Origin of the sequence: Litoreibacter albidus (assembly GCF_900107015.1) — a bacterium.
GTDB lineage: Bacteria > Pseudomonadota > Alphaproteobacteria > Rhodobacterales > Rhodobacteraceae > Litoreibacter > Litoreibacter albidus.
This window is the reverse complement of the sequence record NZ_FNOI01000003.1, coordinates 282,482-299,009: the sequence shown is the minus strand read 5'-3', so window position 1 is coordinate 299,009 and position 16,528 is coordinate 282,482. Positions and strand designations below refer to the sequence as shown.

The following is a 16,528-nucleotide window of genomic DNA, read 5'->3' as shown; positions in this document are numbered from 1 at the left end:
CGTATAGACGTGAATTCTCTATTTTCGCAGGACTCTGCCGCATGCGATATGCGACAGTGACCGACAGGTTTTCACAGGATCAGGTGGCCATGCCTATGTTGTTTCGCGCGCTTCTTGCTTTGACCCTTTGCACCGCGCCTGTGGCTGCAGACGCGCCGCTGGCGGTGGAAATTGTCACAACCGCCACTGTCGCTGACACCCGAAGCCAGACCTTGACCGGCGAAATAGTAGCGCGCGATCAGTTGAATGCGTCTTTCCCTCAAGGTGGTCGTATCTCGCAGGTGTTGGTGGAAGAGGGCGATGTGGTGGACAAAGGCGCCCCGTTGGTGCGCATGGAAGCCGTGCAGCAGCAGCAGGCGTTGCGCGCCGCGGAGGCGGGCTTGTCGACGGCCAAAGCCGACCACGCCCAAGCTATAGAAGACCTAGACCGCCAAACGGCGCTGCTGGAGCGCGGGGCCACCACGCGCATCCGGCGCGATAGCGCGCAAGACGCTTTGCGAATTGCGGAGGCAACTTTGGCACAAGCACGCTCCGACTTGGAGCGTGCCGAGAAAGCGCTGAGTGAAACGGTGCTGCTGGCACCGATGGCCGCTACCGTTATCAAGCGCGCGGTAGAGCCGGGGCAAGTCGTGGGCTCCGCACAACCGGTGTTGGAGCTGGCGTTGGGGGAGGGGATCGACGCCATTTTTGATGTCCCCGAAGTATTGATGACGCAAGGGTATCCTATCGAGACTGTTAGTCTGGAGCTGATCGACAGCACTGGCCCGACATTTGAGGGGCGTACCCGTGAAATCTCGCCCTTGGTCGATCCGACGAAGGGCACCGTCGCCATAACCGTGTCGATCATTGATCCGCCAAGCAGCGTTAACTACGGCGACGCGGTACTGGGCACGGCAACGACGGAAGGCCCCCCGCATATAACGCTGCCCCACACCGCGATGTCGGCAACTGCGGATGGCCCAGCCGTCTGGGTTGTCGATCCTGACACGATGGCAGTGTCCGTCAGGCAGATCACCATCGACCGCTTCGAGACGGGCCGCATCATTGTCGCGGATGGGCTGGAGGACGGCACACTGGTCGTCGCGCGCGGCGCGCAGCTTTTGTATTCTGGGCGCATCGTGCGCCAAGCGGAGATCACGCAATGAGATTTGCTCTGGCCCTGTGCCTGATGGCGCTTCCCGCTTTTGCGGACCAATCAGACAACACGCGCGCGTCTGCCGCGCGTCCGGTGGTGTCGGAACTGGTGGATATGCGGGCGGGGCTCAAATCCAGCTTCGTGGGTGTTGTCTCGGCGAAGGCGGAGATTGATTTAGGGTTTCCGCTCAGCGGGACCATCGTTGAGCGCCCCGTGGGCGTCGGCGATTTGGTCAAAAAGGGTCACATCCTCGCCCAGCTTGACCCTGAAGACCTAGATGCCGACGTGAGAACGGCGCAAGCGGGCGTCACGGTTGTCCGCGCGCAGCTGCGCTCCGCGCAAGATGCCGCCACCCGTGCGCGCGCACTGCTCGGGCGCGGGGTTGATAGCGAAACCAGCCTCGAGGACGCGCAACGCGCGCTAACGGCAGCCGAGGCACGGTTCGAGCAAGCGCAGGCCACTTTGGAGCAAGCCAACGACATGCGCAGCTTCGCCACGATGACGGCACCTCAGGATGGCGTCATCACGCTGGTCTATGAGGAGGCAGGGGCCTCTTTGGTGGCTGGGCAGTCCGTCCTGCGCCTTGCAGGCGCTGAGGGGCGCGAGATTACAATCGACCTGACAGAGCAAGACGTTGCAGGATTAACCGTCGGCACAGTCTTTGATGCCAGCCTGACCGCCAACGCGGATATCACAGCGAAAGCCACCCTGACGCGGATTGATCCGGTCGCCGCAGCCTCCACACGCACGCGGCAGGTTCATCTGACACTCACGGAGCCCCCCACAGGGTTCCGGCTGGGCGCATTGGTGCGCGTGGTGCCGTCGGCAAATGCGCAGCTTGGGGTGAGCCTTGCCCGTTCGGCGATCCGCGATTTTGACACATCACCTTTCGTCTGGGTCGTCGATCGCACCACCAACGCCGTGCGCCGCGTGCCTGTTGCTTTAGGGACATCCATAGGCTCGCGGGTTCAGATCACAGACGGGCTCAAAGCCGGTGACGAGGTGATCACCAAGGGCATAAATTCACTAGAGGATGGGCAAATCGTTGGCCCACGCGTGACGCAATGAAGTCGTTCAACCTGTCCGATTGGGCGCTCAACCATCGGTCCTTCGTGTGGTTCTTGATGATCGTTTCGGTCATCGCAGGTGCGTTGTCCTATATGAACATCGGCCGCGAGGAAGACCCGAATTTTGCCATTAAAACGATGGTCATCGCCGCCGCTTTGCCCGGTGCAGATGTGCGGGAAACCAGTACGCAAGTCACTGACCGGATTGAGAAGAAGTTGGAAGACTTGCCGGAGCTGGACTACACACGGTCTGAAACCAAGCCCGGACAGGTCGTTGTTTATGTGAACCTGTTGGCATCCACCAAGGCGCCTGAATTGCCGCGTATCTGGCAGCGCGTGCGCAATATGATGGGCGATATTCGCGGGGAACTGCCGGAAGAATTCGCGGGCTTCACCTTTAACGACAACTTCGGCGATGTGTTCGGCAACCTTTATGCGTTCACGTCAGATGGCTACTCCCCACGCGAAGTGCGCGATTATGTCGAAAACATCCGGCGTGATATTCAGGCCTTGGACGATGCTGGCAAGATCGAGATATTCGGCACCCGCGACGAGGCGATCTATCTCGAGTTTTCGACGGAGCGCCTTGCGGCGCTTGGGCTGAACCAACAGGCGGTGCAAGCGACATTGGCCGCACAGAACGCGATCTTGCCGTCGGGCGTGATCGACGCGGGGGCGGAGCGGGTTTTGGTCCGGATTGGCGGGCAGTTTACTGATGCCGATAGCCTTGCGGATATCAATCTGCGCGTGGACGGCCGCTTCTTCCGGCTGACGGATGTGGCAGATATCCGGCGCGGATACCAAGACCCGCCGTCAGAGCTGTTTCGCTACAACGGTCAAGAGGCCATCGGGCTGGCCGTCGGGATGCGCCAAGGGGCGAATATCCTGACGTTTGGCGCTGATCTGGCGGACGTCATGGCGCAGGCGCAAGATGCGCTGCCCATCGGCGTGGACATTTACCAAGTGGCTGACCAGCCGCATGTGGTGGACGAGTCCGTGGGGCATTTCATCCAAGCATTGGTTGAGGCCGTGCTAATCGTTCTGGCCGTGAGTTTTGTAAGTCTCGGCATGCGGGCGGGGCTTGTGGTGGCGCTGACCATCCCGCTGGTGTTGGCTGTGACCTTCGTGGTGATGGACTACACGGGCGTGACGCTGCAACGTATCTCGCTTGGGGCGCTGATCATTGCCTTGGGCTTGCTGGTAGACGACGCGATGATCGCGATCGAAACCATGATCACCCGATTGGAACGCGGCGAAAGCCTGACGAAAGCGGCCTCCTACGCGTGGACATCTATCGCGTTCCCGATGCTGTCGGGGACTTTGGTGACCGTCGCAGGGTTTATCCCGATTGGCCTGAACACCTCCTCTGCGGGGGAATACACGTTTTCCCTGTTCGTGGTGATTGGCGTGTCCTTGCTGGTTAGCTGGGTCGTCGCGGTTCTGTTTGCGCCGCTGCTTGGCGTGACCTTGCTACCCGCCAAATGGAAGCATGAGGACAAAGGCCCCAGCCGCCCCACGCGGGCTTTTCACAAGGTGTTGCGCGGGGCCATGCGCTTTCGCTGGCTGACCATCGGGCTGACGGTTGCGGCCTTCGCCCTGTCTATCTGGGGCATGCGCTTTGTGGAGCAGCAATTCTTCCCGAACTCTGACCGTCCTGAACTGGTTGTAGACTTGAACCTGCCCCAAAACGCCTCCATCGCGGAAACGCAGGCGCAGGTGGCCCAGATGGAGCAGCATCTGGACGGCAGCGATCATGTCAAGTTCTACACGTCCTACGTGGGCCGCGTGGCGCCGCGCTTTATCCTTACGTTTGACACGCTGACATCTGCGCCAAATCTGGGGCAGATCGTGATTCAAACGCCCTCCGTTAAGGATCGCGACGCCCTGCGTGCGCAGATCACCGGCATCGCGGAAAACAAGTTTCCGGGGACGGATGTTTTCGTGAAGCTATTGGAAGTTGGCCCGCCTGTTGGCCGCCCCGTGCAGTACCGCATCAGCGGGCCGGATATCGGGATACTACGGGATCATGCGCGTGAGCTCGCGGCTTTGGTGTCGTCGGATGCCCGCACGGCAAACACTGTTATGGATTGGAACGAACCAGCACGGGTGGTTCGTGTGAACATCCTGCAGGACAAGGCTCGCCAACTAGGGGTGTCGCAGCGTGATATCGCGGCGGGGCTGAACGCAATCTACGACGGGACGAAGCTGACACAGCTGCGCGACGAGGCTTATCTGGTCGACATCATCGCACGCGGCGACGAGGCCTCGCGCCATTCGGTGGAAGCACTGGCCGGATTGCAGTTGGCGCTTTCCAGCGGGAAAACCATTCCGCTGCGCTCGGTCGCGACGTTTGAGTATGGGACAGAGCAGCCGATCATTCACCAACGCACGCGGATGCCAACGATCACAGTGAAAGCGAGTATTTCCACCAAGGACCAGCCCGCGACGGTTGTCACCGGCCTGACGGACCAGATCGCCGAATTCAGCGACGCTTTGCCTCTGGGCTACAAGGTTGAGGTCGGTGGTGCGGTGGAATCCAGTGAGGAAAGCCAAGCCCCCATCGCGGCAGTGGTGCCGATGATGCTGCTGGTGATGGTGACCTTGGTGATGATCCAGATGCAAAGCTTCCGGTTGGCATTCGTCGTGCTCTGCGTCGCCCCCTTGGGGCTTATCGGCGTGGTCGTGGCATTGGGGCTATCCGGCGCGCCGCTTGGCTTCGTGGCAATTTTGGGCGTGCTTGCGTTAATGGGCATCCTGATCCGCAATTCGATCATCTTGGTGTCCGAGATCGAGGTGCTGCGCAGCAGGGGCCGCAGCGCATGGGACGCGGTGTTTGAGGCCAGTGACAGCCGCGCGCGGCCGATCTTGTTGACCGCTGCGGCTGCCAGCCTCGCGTTGATCCCGATCTCGCGTCAAATATTCTGGGGGCCGATGGCCTTCGCCATGATGGGCGGAATTATCGTGGGCACCGTGATCACGTTGGTCTTTGTGCCGGCGCTCTACCTCGCGGTGTTCAAAGTAAAGCGTGAAGAGGGCGAAGCCAACGCCTAGCGCTGCGGCTGGCTGTAGCGGGCTTTGGGGATTTCATCCAAAAAACCGCGCAAATGTTCGTGGTTGATGGGTTTCTCTATCAACCGCAGCGAAAGGCGTTTGCAGGTGTCCTTCAGCTCCCTAGAGCGGTTGGCGGAGACGATTGCGGTGGGCACATGAGGATGTATCTTCGACACCTCCTCATAGAAACGGGTGCCCGTTTGGCCCGACCCAAGGTGGTAGTCCAGAAGCATGGCGTCGGGGATGAGCTCGATCTCGTGCAAGAGGCTCAAGGCCTCTTCTGCGCTGTAGGCGTGGATTACAGACGCGCCCATCCGCTCGATCATCATCGACATGGCTTTGGCCAATTGGGGGTCATTTTCCACCAACATCAGCAAGAGCCCCGTCAAATCTGTGGGGTTGGCAGGGGCGTCTGTAGCGCCCGCACTCACGGTTTTCCGGGTGCTGCCGTCAATCGGAACCGTCACTGAAAAGCAGGAGCCGACATCGGGTTCGGACCACAGGCTCAACTCGTGACCCAAACCCTTGCACGCCCGCTCCACAATGGCGAGCCCAAGGCCCAAACCTGCCTCAGAGGTGTTCACGTCCAGCCGCTGAAATTCCTCAAAGATAGTGCGCTGCTGGCTTTCCGCGATGCCGCGCCCCGTGTCCCACGTCTCGATCTTTAAATGCGTCCCGCACCGCCGGACGCCCAGTAAAACGCGGCCATGCGTCGTATAGCGGATAGCGTTCGACACAAGGTTCTGCACGATGCGCCGCAGATAGCCGGGGTCGCTTTTGACTGTCAGGTTGCTGTCAACGATCCGCAACTGGATCCCTTTAGCCGCAGCGAGCGGGGACAGCTCGTCGCGCAGCGGGTCGAAAATTTTCGATAGCCCGAATGTCTGCTCTTTGAACACCGCCTTGCCCGCGTCCAGTTTGGAAATGTCGAGCAGGGCCTCGATGATCTGCTCCGCGCTTTGCAGGGCAGTTTCGGTCTTGGCGATGATGTGTAGCGCGTCAGGGTTGTCGACGGTGTCGGGCAGGGACGACATAAACAATTTGGCCGCAGACAACGGTTGCAGCAGGTCATGGCTTGCGGCGGCCACGAAGCGACTTTTGGAGGCGTTGGCGCGTTCCGCTTCTGCCAAGGCCACGCCCAATTCCTGCGTACGGTCCTTCACGCGACGTTCGAGAAATTCGTTCATCTCGTAAAGCGCCCGCGCGGCCTCGCGCTCCGCCGTGACGTCGGTGAAGCTGATCACGAAGCCCCCATCGGGCATTTCTTGTGCAAAGACATTGAAAACCTGCCCGTCGCTTCGGCTGACTTCGAAGGCCATCGGGCGGCGTCTGATCGAGTGGTCAGCCCATTTGCTCAGGTGTTCCGCGTCAAACCCATCATGAAACTGAAGGTCATCGCGGAGCCGGTCCAGTAACGTTGCAAATTCCATACCGATGGCGGCGCGGCGTCGCGTCGGTGCAAACATCCCGTCCATCTTCTTGTTCCAGCCGACAAGCGTTTGATTGTGGTCGAAGATGCACACGCCTTGGTTCAAGTGATCCAGTGTCGCCTGCAACATCTTGGCCTGCTGGTCCCGCATCTTGTCGCGCTCTTGGCGCTCCATGCGGATAATATCGGTCACGTCGGTTTGCAAAATCACGGTGCCGCCACGGGTCGTGCGGTGCTCACTCACTTGCAGCCAACGGTCCCAAAGCAGTTGCACGTTGAACACCACATGCTCGTCACCGTGCCGCTGCATCCGCTGGGTGGCCCATCCCGGCGCGGTGGTGCCATCGGGCAGGGCAAGGAAGCGGCTGCCGGAAATCAGGGAAACGTAGTCATGAAACGGTAAGCCCGCGACCAGACGTTCTTCGATGTCCAGAAAATCGCGGCAAAAGCGGCTGTTCGACAGCACCAGGCGGTCGTTGGTGTCGAAGAGGGCAAAGCCCTCGTTGATGGTCTCGATAGCTTCCGTCAGGTTGGCGCGTGCAGTTTCGGTCTCTGTGTTTGCAACTTCCAGCCGTGCGTTGGAATCTTGCAGCAGGTCTAGCGTGAGTTCCAGATCGCGGGTGCGTTCGCGCACTTGGGTTTCCAGCAACGCGGCCCGCTCGAACTGTTGGTAGGCTAGGCCGGACTGTTCGTTCTTTTGCTCCACGCGGCGCATCAGCGACTGCGCGATTTGCAGCAGTTTTTCGTTCTGGCGCTCCAGCGTATCAGCGGGGTTAATCAGGGACATCTGAGGCGGCTACTTCTGCGTGGGGTCGGCATGATAGAAGGCCACGCCGCTCATGGTGTGGTTGACGTGAAGGGGGCCGATTTGCTCCCCGTAGGTTGAAAATCCGGTGACGCGGTGCGTCGACAGGATGTCGGACAATTCGCGGCTCATCTGGGTCTGCTCCGCCTCGATCCGGCGCAGGATGCAATCACACCCGATAATATTCGCAGGCGCGCCGTCTTGCGATAACTCTTCCATTTTGCGTCTGAGATGCTCGACCATGTTGGACGGTGTCGCCACGGTCAGCACCATGCCCTCATCAATGGCAGAGAAGAACACTAACTCGCCCGCGTCGTTGACCTGCTGGATCGCGCGCACGTGGTGTGACCCGCCGATGCGGACCACAACGGGGTGCGACGCGAAGGTGAAGCGGTCCAGTTGCTCGGGATCCTTGCCGACGATGCGCGCATATTCGCGGGCGGCTGGTTCTGCGTTTATGGACTTTACGATGCGCCGGTCTGGGTCGGCTTCGGTCACGACCATTTGCTGCTCCGTCGGTACAAGGTGATCCAAGCTGAACACCTGCGCGCGGTGCTTGCTGCGCATCAGCGTCAGCACAGCCGCGTTGCGGGCGATCTTGCCGTTCAGTGCCACCAGCGTTTCGCTGAAATCAATGCCGTCTCCGGCGGAGCCGCCAAATATAGGCATGTCGCGCAGCGCGGGGGAGATGGTGGCAGCCAAGGTGTCCTCGCTCAGTGACAAGCCGTCGACAACCAAGAAAGCGAAGCCATGCGCCATGTCGGGGTTGCCCTCTTGCAGGGCCAAACGCTCCAATGCGATGCGGTCTATGACGGGCTGGGCATGCAACTGCTGAATGTCCTCAATCAACACTGGCGTGGTCGAAAACCCCGTGTCGGGGAAGCCAATAGCCACGATCAACCCGTCGTCGTAGCCGCTGTTTCCGATTTCACCGGCGGTGGTGCAGGCCACCACGTCGGTATCCGGAAAGCACTGCTCTGCCTCCGCGACAACCTTGGCGAAATCTGCATTCGGGGTCACGAATAGTGCAACCAAGCTGAACGGCGTCGAGCCCAGTTCCGATTTCAGGTGACGTGCGGGCGCAGTGTTGGTCCATGGCACCTGCGCCGTGCGCAGTATCTCGCATTGGGCGTGCCCATTGCGTGCGCGTGCGTACTCTGTCCCAGCGTCAGCCAACATGTCAGATTGTTCTCCCTAGGCGCGAGGATAGGGCGCTCAGTCGGAGCTTGGCAAGACACTTGCGAACTTGGCGTCTTGCGCCACGAGCACGGCCTGCGTCCGGCTTTGCACGCCGAGCTTGCGCATGATCGCGGTGACATGTGCCTTCACGGTGGTTTCCGCGATCGTCAGGTCATAGGCGATTTGTTTGTTAAGCTTGCCCTCACAGATCAGCTCCAGAATGCGAGCTTGCTGGTTGGTCAAAGACGACAAGCGCGACAGCGTTTCGTCAGATTGATCGGATGCCGCGCCTTCCACATATCCTGACGGTTTGTAGACCCCGCCCGCAGCTATGTGGGTAATCGCGTCCCGAAATACCGAACGGCGGCTGTGCTTAGGCACGAAGCCGGACGCACCTGCAACGATGGCGCCGTTGATGATTGAATTGTCGGTCATAGATGACACGATAACGATAGGCGACTTCTCCGCGCGGCGTTTCAAGCGCATGAGGCCGTCCAAGCCGCTTACATCGGGCAGGTTCAGATCTAGCAGGATCAGCGCAGGTGGCGGGTGCCCTTCCAGCCGCGCCAATGCGCTTTCCAAGCAATCGGTGGTCGCGACCTCTTTGAAGTCGGCGACGGACTTCAACGTTAGCTCCAGCGCGTCGCAAAACAGGGGGTGGTCGTCGATGATCAAAGCCCAACCTTGCGGCAATCTTGGAGGAGGGGGGGCTGATCTAGGTGCGTTCATGAAACGACCCTAGCGCGGGTCGGGGTGGTTGGTCACCTGTCAAAAGGTCTTAGGCCGCCAAAGGTGCTACACGGGGTTACACCCTTGCCATGATGCGGGGATGACGCCATCAATTGGTCAGGGCGGTCTGCATAAGACGTCACGCCCAGCGAATGCCGCGCCCGCGTCTATGCCTTTAGTCTCATAGCGAAACGGAGGGCGCGACCGTAGGCTAGTGAAAACAACGAAACGGAATCTACGATGAATTTGAGTGACAGCCGGGAAATCAACGCCGATGTAGCCACTGTCTGGGCCGCCTTGCTGGACCCAGAAGTATTGAAAGCCTGCGTGCCGGGATGCCAGGAAATGGCGGGCTCGCCGGAGGAGGGATTCGAGGCCACTGTCGTCCAGAAAGTTGGGCCTGTGAAGGCGACCTTTAAGGGCGCGGTTCAGATGACGGATGTGGTTGCGCCGACCAGCATGACCATCTCCGGTGAGGGCAAGGGCGGCGCTGCTGGCTTTGCCAAGGGCGGCGCGGATGTGCGCTTGGAGGCCCAAGGCGACATGACGGTTTTGCATTACGATGTGGAGGCCAAAGTCGGCGGCAAACTGGCGCAGCTGGGATCGCGCATTATCGACGGGTTTGCCAAGAAAATGGCCGATCAGTTCTTCAACAACTTTCAGGACGCCGTCGGCGCCCCCACCGCGGATGAGGAAGATGCCGTGGCCGGTGGTAATGACGACACCAAGAAAAAGGGTTGGTTCAAACGGCTGGTAAGCTGACGAGCACACCCACCCAAGACAAAGATATCCAAGGGAGGATAGGATGACCAAAGTAACGATGACCATCAACGGCAAAGCCGTCTCGGGCGAGGTGGAGGGGCGCACGCTGCTGTCCTCCTTCCTGCGCGAAGACTTGCACCTGACGGGCACGCACATCGGCTGCGACACCTCGCAGTGCGGTGCTTGTGTGGTTCATGTGGACGGCAAAGCGGTGAAATCCTGCACCATGTTCGCCGCGGAGGCGAATGGCGCGACAGTGGCCACCATTGAGGGGCAGGCCAACGAAGATGGTTCGCTCAACGTAATCCAAGCGGCGTTTCAAGAGCACCACGGCCTGCAATGCGGCTTCTGCACCCCCGGGATGGTGATGTCGGCTGCGGCGCTGCTGAAGGACAACCCGAAGCCAAGCGTGAGCGAGGTCCGCGAGTATCTTGAGGGTAACATCTGTCGCTGCACGGGATACCACAACATCGTTAAGGCGATCATGGCGGCGTCCGGACAGGACGTCAGCGCCATCGCTGCCGAATAATAATAGATTAAGGGAGGAATTTTCATGCCCAAAGACGGTGGAATTGGCGCACCAACGCGCCGCCGCGAGGACGTCCGCTTCCTGACAGGAACCGGTCAGTACTGCGACGATATGAATATGTTCGGCCAAACGGCAGCGGTGTTTGCGCGCTCGACTGTGGCCAACGGTGTGATCAAAAGCATCGACACAACGGCCGCCGCCGCTATGCCCGGTGTCTTGGCGATCTTTACAGGTGAGGATTTTGTTGACGTCGGCGGCAACCCTGCTGGCTGGCTCATCAACTCGCGCGATGGGGAGCCGATGAAGGAACCCAAACGCCCCGTGCTGGCACATGGCAAGGTGCGCCACGTCGGTGACGCTTACGCAGCCGTCATTGCGGAAACAGTGGAGCAGGCGAAGGACGCGGTTGAAGCCATCGAGGTCGACATCGAAGAGCTGCCCGCCATCGTCAACATGAAGGACGCGTTGTCTTCTACCAATTACGTGCATGATGAAATCGGCACCAACCAGTGTTTTGACTGGGGTTGGATTGAAGACAACCGCGCCGCGACTGACGCCGCCATCAAGGGCGCGCATCATGTCACAACGCTGGAGCTGGTGAACAACCGTCTGGTGCCAAACGCGATGGAGCCGCGTTGCTCCATGGCGCAATACAACCGCGCCAATGACGAATACACCCTGCACACAACATCGCAGAACCCGCACCTGACGCGGCTATTGATTTCGGCTTTCGTGCTGGGCATTCCAGAGAACAAGCTGACCGTGATCGCCCCAGATGTGGGCGGCGGCTTCGGCTCCAAGATCTATCACTACGGTGAGGAGGCATTGGTGCTTGCTGCGGCCAAGAAGCTGGGGCGTCCTGTGAAATGGACCGCCGACCGCACTGAGGCTTTCCTGACCGATGCGCACGGGCGTGACCACGTCACCAAGATCGAACTGGCACTCGATGAGGAGGGCAATTTTCTGGCCTTCCGCACAGAGACTTTGGCCAACGTCGGCGCTTACCTGTCGAACTTCGCAACCGCGACACCGACATTCCTGCACGGCACATTGATGGCGGGGAACTACACTGTTCCCAATGTCTATGTGAACGTGAAGGCGGTCTTCACCAACACCGCGCCCGTGGATGCTTATCGGGGCGCAGGGCGTCCGGAAGCTACGTTCTCGTTGGAGCGTGTCATCGACAAAGCCGCCCGTGAAATCGGCATGGATCCTATTGCGCTGCGCCGCAAGAACTTCATCAAGCCCGATCAATACCCCTTCGCGAGTGCTGCGGGGCTGGAATACGACAGCGGCAACTACGACGCGCTGATGGACCAGATGGAAAAGGTCGCGGATGTCGCTGGGTTTGAGGCCCGTCGCAAGGAAAGCGAGAAGAAGGGCAAACTGCGCGGTTTCGGGGTGAACGCCTATATTGAGGCTTGCGGCATTGCGCCGTCGAACCTTGTAGGTGTGCTTGGCTCTCGGGTCGGTCTCTATGACGCCGCAACTGTCCGAGTGAACGCGACGGGGAACCTCTCTGTTATGGTGGGGGCGCATTCTCATGGCCAGGGCCACGAGACCGCATTCCCGCAAGTCGTGGCAGAAATGCTGGGCATTGATCCGCAAAGCATCGACATCGTGCATGGCGATACGTCCAAGATCCCGTTCGGGATGGGGACATATGGCTCTCGCTCTTTGGCAGTTTGCGGCTCCGCCGTGGTACGCGCCACGGAGAAGATCATCAACAAAGCCAAGAAAATCGCGGCCCACATGCTGGAGGCATCCGACGGCGACATCGAGTTGAAGGACGGTGTGTTCTCGGTTGCTGGCACGGATAAATCGGTGACCTTCGGGGAGGTGGCGCTGAAAGCCTACATCCCGCACGAGTTCCCGCTGGAAGACATCGAGCCGGGCTTGGAGGAGACCGCGTTCTACGATCCGGCGAACTTCACCTACCCATCGGGCGCGTATTGCTGCGAGGTCGAAGTGGACCCAGACACGGGTAAGGTTACGGTGGAAAGCATGACAGCCGTGGATGACTTCGGCAACGTGATCAACCCAATGATCGTGACAGGGCAGGTGCATGGCGGTTTGGGCCAAGGTATCGGTCAGGCGCTGCTGGAGAACACCACCTACGACGAGAACGGCCAATTGCTCAGCGCGTCCTACATGGATTACGTGATGCCGCGCGCGGATGACGTTCCGTTCTACGGGGTCGATCACTCCAAGGGTACGGCCTGTACGCACAACCCGCTAGGCGTGAAAGGCTGCGGTGAGGCAGGTGCAATCGGGTCACCACCCACGGTCGTAAACGCTGTGATTGATGCGTTGCAATCGGGCGGCAAAAACGTCACCCATATCGACATGCCAATGACCCCACACCGTGTGTGGTCGGCCATGCAGAACGTTTGAGAGGAGAACGCACATGTATGCATTTGACATAGAGCGCCCTGCAACACTGGCCGAGGCCGTTGCAGCACTCAGCAATGAAGACGCCCAAGCGCTGGGGGGCGGGCAAACCCTGATCCCGACGCTGAAGCAACGTTTGGCTAGCCCTGAGAAGCTGATCTCCTTGACCGGAGTGGCAGAAATGAAAGGCATTTCCTCCTCTGGGGGCGTGCTGACCATCGGCGGTGGGGTGACCCACGGCGAGGTGGCGAGTGACGGCAGCTATAAGGCGCTCTCTGATTTGGCGTCAAACATCGGTGATCCGGCGGTGCGCAATCGCGGCACCATCGGTGGCTCCGTGGCCAACAACGACCCGTCGGCCTGCTATCCTGCCGCTGCATTGGCATCGGGCGCGACAATCGTGACCAACGCCCGCGAGATTGCAGCGGATGATTTTTTCGTCGGCATGTTCGAGACCGCGCTGGACGAGGGGGAGATCGTCACGGCCGTAAAGTTCCCGATCCCCGAGAAGGCCAACTACCAAAAGTTCGTGCAACCCGCCTCGCGCTTCGCGCTTGTAGGGGTGTTTGTGGCCAAGACTGCGGACGGTGTGCGCGTGGCGGTTACGGGCGCGTCAAATGAGGGCGTTCACCGCTGGAGTGCTGCGGAGGAGGCGCTGTCGAAAGACTTCTCCGCCAAAGCATTGGACGGGTTGAGCGTCAGCGCCGATGATCTGATCGCGGACTTGCATGGCTCCGCCGAATACCGTGCGCATCTGGTCGCGGTTATGACCAAACGGGCCGTCGAAGCCGCCGCCTAAAAGGCCTACAGACTTGTTGTGAAGGCCCTGCCACACCGGCGGGGCCTTTTTTCGTTTGTCAAAACATAAACGTTTTCAAATGTTTCCGCCTGATTTTCTGGCAGATGGTGTAGCGGCCTCAATGGTTTGTTGACTGTGAAATGGATGCGGATGATCATCCGAGGATAAGCCGTGCGGTATACGCGCGCCAGTTTTGCGCGCGCTCGTAAAACTGACATAGAAAGCCCCGATCATAAGAGGGCGACTTTTGTAGAAGGCGTAGCTTCACGTTGCGCGGACAAATTTCCAAGAGGGAACTATTATGAAACACAGCAAACACAACCTTAGCCGCCGTGCGATGTTGAAGTCAGGTGCGGTCGCGGGTGTTGCGGCACTGGCGTCCCCAGCACTTGTGTCCAAGGCCTTCGCCAGCTCTGGCGAGATGACGTTGATGGATTGGTCCGACTACTGGCCCGAAGACATGTTGGCCAACTTCACCGCTGATACGGGTATCAAGGTGAATTACATCGGCATTGGCTCCAATGAGGAGCTGATCAATAAGATGAAAGCCTCCCAAGGGTCGGGCGCCGACCTGATCGGACCAACCAACAACCGTTCGCTTCAATGGGGGCCGCTGGAACTGCTGCAACCATTTGACATGACACGTATCCCTATCGACGCGGCGAACCCCGCGATGGCCAAGATCGGCCCTGATGCGTGGGACTTCGGCGGCGCTGGCAACACATGGATCCCGCACATCTGGGGCACGGAAGGCATGTCGTGGCGGATCGACAAATGGTCACCGGCAGACGGGTCCGGCGTGCCAAGCTACGGCGAAATCTGGTCCGAGGAAAACGCAGGAAAAACCATGATCCGTGCCCATTCGGGCATGCTCTGTGCGGGGCTTTACATGGAAGCATCCGGCGCGATGGACCCGGGGTCTGTCTGGGCGGCATACGAGTCCGAGGAAAACATGCGCAAGACGTGGGGTATGATCGCCGACTGGTGCATCGCGCGCAAAAAGAACCTCAAGCTGATCTGGAACGACGCCGATACCCAAAAGAACGGGTTGTTGAACGACGGCGTGGTCGTCGGTCAAACATGGGACGGCCCACCATTGGCGCTGAAAACCGCGGGCGAGCCCGTGACCTACCAAGCCCCGAAAGAGGGCGCGATGGCGTGGGTGGATGGCTTGGCAATGCCGAAGGGCGCCAAAAACGTCGACCAAGCCTACGAGCTGATTAAATACGCGTTCGACCCGAAAAACGCAGGCCCCGCGATCGACAAGCACGGCTACAACTCGCCAATCCTTGGTGCGGACAAGCTGGCGGGCGAGGCTTACGCCAAGAACTTCTCCGAAGCGTATCCAGGCGACGCCTTGGCCAACCTCAACGCGTGGCCCGCAGAAGCCCCGTGGTACGCTGACGTGCGCACTGAATTTGTGAACAAATTCCAAAGCGCCTAAGCGGTTGCACCATTGTCCGGCCACATCAGGCGTGGCCGGACACGCAAGGGCTCGGCACAGGGTCCGCGACATATAAAAGACAGGGATGACTACATGAGTTCTGGTGTAGCGGTTGATCTTGAGAACATCACGATCAGGTTCGGTGACTTCACGGCGGTCAAAGACGCCAATGTAAATATCAACGGCGGCGACTTCTTTTCCTTCTTGGGTCCGTCAGGCTGCGGAAAGACAACGATCCTGCGCGCGGTGTCCGGCTTTCTGGACCCAAGCGAGGGTCGCGTGCTCATCGGCGGTAAGGATATGGCGGGCATCGGCCCGAACAAACGCCCCACTGCGCTGATCTTCCAGAACCTTGCACTGTTTCCGCTTATGAAGGTCTGGGAGAACATTGCTTTCTCCATGGAGGTTGCAGGTGCCAGCGCGGGCGAACGGCGAAAACGCGCCGACGAGTTGCTTGATATGATTGCTCTTGGCGGGCAGGGGGACAAACTTCCAAGCGAGTTGTCCGGTGGGCAAAAGCAACGTGTCGCCATCGCCCGCGCTCTCTGCGCGAACCCTGATGTTTTGCTGCTGGACGAGCCGCTCTCGGCGCTTGACTTGAAGCTGCGCCAACACATGCGGACGGAGCTTCGTGAGATACAAAAACGCGTCGGCATCACCTTTATCTACATCACCCACGATCAGGGGGAGGCCCTGACGATGTCTGACAATGTCGCCGTCATGAAGGCTGGCGTGATTGAGCAAATAGACACGGGCCATCACATATACGACGATCCGTCGACGCCTTTCGTGGCATCTTTTGTTGGTGAAAACAACGTGTTCCGTGGTAAAGTTAAATCCATTAACGGCGCGAATGCGGTCATCAGCACCAACCGATCCGGTGATCTTCTGTCGCGGATAACTCCGGCGCAGGTCGGTAAAATGCAGGTGGGGGATGACGCGATGATGTTCATTCGCCCCGAAGCGCTGGAACTTGCCCCGACCGATGCCGCCAGTGAGACGACAATCACCGCCAACGTGATGAACGAGGAATTTGAGGGCAATTCATTCAGCGTCTTCTTGGAGGGCGACGGCGGCAAGATGATCAAGATGTCTGTGCCAAATCTGGGGCAGGACCATATTTCCGCGCGGGGTGAAAATTTGTCGCTGCGCTACGACGCTTCGAATGCCGTTGCGATGCCTGCGGGCGAACTGGCGTCGGAGTAATG

General features: G+C 59.6%; 12 protein-coding genes. 9 read left to right on the top strand and 3 right to left on the bottom strand.

From position 1 onward, the window contains the following. Positions 1-41: 41 nt before the first annotated feature. From BLW66_RS09880 to BLW66_RS09870, 3 genes are read left to right on the top strand one after another with little or no spacing between them, the layout of a single operon-like run. Complete coding sequence (locus tag BLW66_RS09880) at positions 42-1,145, top strand: efflux RND transporter periplasmic adaptor subunit (protein ID WP_089946980.1); 1,104 nt, start codon at positions 42-44, stop codon at positions 1,143-1,145. Beyond that, positions 1,142-2,203, top strand: a complete 1,062-nt coding sequence (locus BLW66_RS09875; RefSeq protein ID WP_089946979.1) for an efflux RND transporter periplasmic adaptor subunit — start codon at positions 1,142-1,144, stop codon at positions 2,201-2,203. The genes BLW66_RS09880 and BLW66_RS09875 overlap by 4 nt, the downstream gene beginning before the upstream one ends. Continuing rightward, positions 2,200-5,253 (top strand): efflux RND transporter permease subunit, encoded by a 3,054-nt coding sequence (locus BLW66_RS09870; RefSeq protein ID WP_089946978.1) that lies wholly within the window; start codon positions 2,200-2,202, stop codon positions 5,251-5,253. Before BLW66_RS09875 ends, BLW66_RS09870 begins: the two co-directional genes overlap by 4 nt. Here the strand turns inward: BLW66_RS09870 and BLW66_RS09865 are convergent. The 3 genes from BLW66_RS09865 to BLW66_RS09855 are packed head-to-tail and all read right to left on the bottom strand — an operon-like array spanning position 5,250 to position 9,395. Beyond that, positions 5,250-7,469: a hybrid sensor histidine kinase/response regulator gene (locus BLW66_RS09865; RefSeq protein WP_089946977.1), complete on the bottom strand. Its 2,220-nt coding sequence runs from the start codon at positions 7,467-7,469 to the stop codon at positions 5,250-5,252. The genes BLW66_RS09870 and BLW66_RS09865 overlap by 4 nt on opposite strands. 9 nt (positions 7,470-7,478) lie before the next feature. Beyond that, positions 7,479-8,666: an FIST N-terminal domain-containing protein gene (locus tag BLW66_RS09860; protein WP_089946976.1), complete on the bottom strand. Its 1,188-nt coding sequence runs from the start codon at positions 8,664-8,666 to the stop codon at positions 7,479-7,481. Between the two features lie 36 nt (positions 8,667-8,702). Further along, a complete protein-coding gene (locus tag BLW66_RS09855) occupies positions 8,703-9,395 on the bottom strand; it encodes a response regulator (protein ID WP_089946975.1) in 693 nt (230 codons plus the stop codon). Between the two features lie 240 nt (positions 9,396-9,635). Between BLW66_RS09855 and BLW66_RS09850 the strand changes: the two genes are divergently transcribed. The 6 genes from BLW66_RS09850 (at position 9,636) to BLW66_RS09825 (ending at position 16,526) form a co-directional block, all read left to right on the top strand. Beyond that, positions 9,636-10,157 (top strand): SRPBCC family protein, encoded by a 522-nt coding sequence (locus BLW66_RS09850; RefSeq protein ID WP_089946974.1) that lies wholly within the window; start codon positions 9,636-9,638, stop codon positions 10,155-10,157. Between the two features lie 43 nt (positions 10,158-10,200). Continuing rightward, positions 10,201-10,686 carry a (2Fe-2S)-binding protein gene (locus tag BLW66_RS09845; RefSeq protein WP_089946973.1) on the top strand — a complete coding sequence of 162 codons (486 nt, stop codon included), beginning with the start codon at positions 10,201-10,203 and terminating at the stop codon, positions 10,684-10,686. A gap of 24 nt (positions 10,687-10,710) precedes the next feature. Next, on the top strand, positions 10,711-13,080 hold the full coding sequence (locus tag BLW66_RS09840; RefSeq protein ID WP_089946972.1) for a xanthine dehydrogenase family protein molybdopterin-binding subunit: 2,370 nt from the start codon (positions 10,711-10,713) through the stop codon (positions 13,078-13,080). 13 nt (positions 13,081-13,093) lie between these two features. Continuing rightward, positions 13,094-13,876 (top strand): FAD binding domain-containing protein, encoded by a 783-nt coding sequence (locus BLW66_RS09835; protein ID WP_089946971.1) that lies wholly within the window; start codon positions 13,094-13,096, stop codon positions 13,874-13,876. Positions 13,877-14,177: 301 nt separating this feature from the next. Next, a complete protein-coding gene (locus tag BLW66_RS09830; protein WP_089946970.1) occupies positions 14,178-15,320 on the top strand; it encodes an extracellular solute-binding protein in 1,143 nt (380 codons plus the stop codon). Between the two features lie 93 nt (positions 15,321-15,413). Then, positions 15,414-16,526: an ABC transporter ATP-binding protein gene (locus BLW66_RS09825; RefSeq protein WP_089946969.1), complete on the top strand. Its 1,113-nt coding sequence runs from the start codon at positions 15,414-15,416 to the stop codon at positions 16,524-16,526. Positions 16,527-16,528 lie beyond the last annotated feature (2 nt).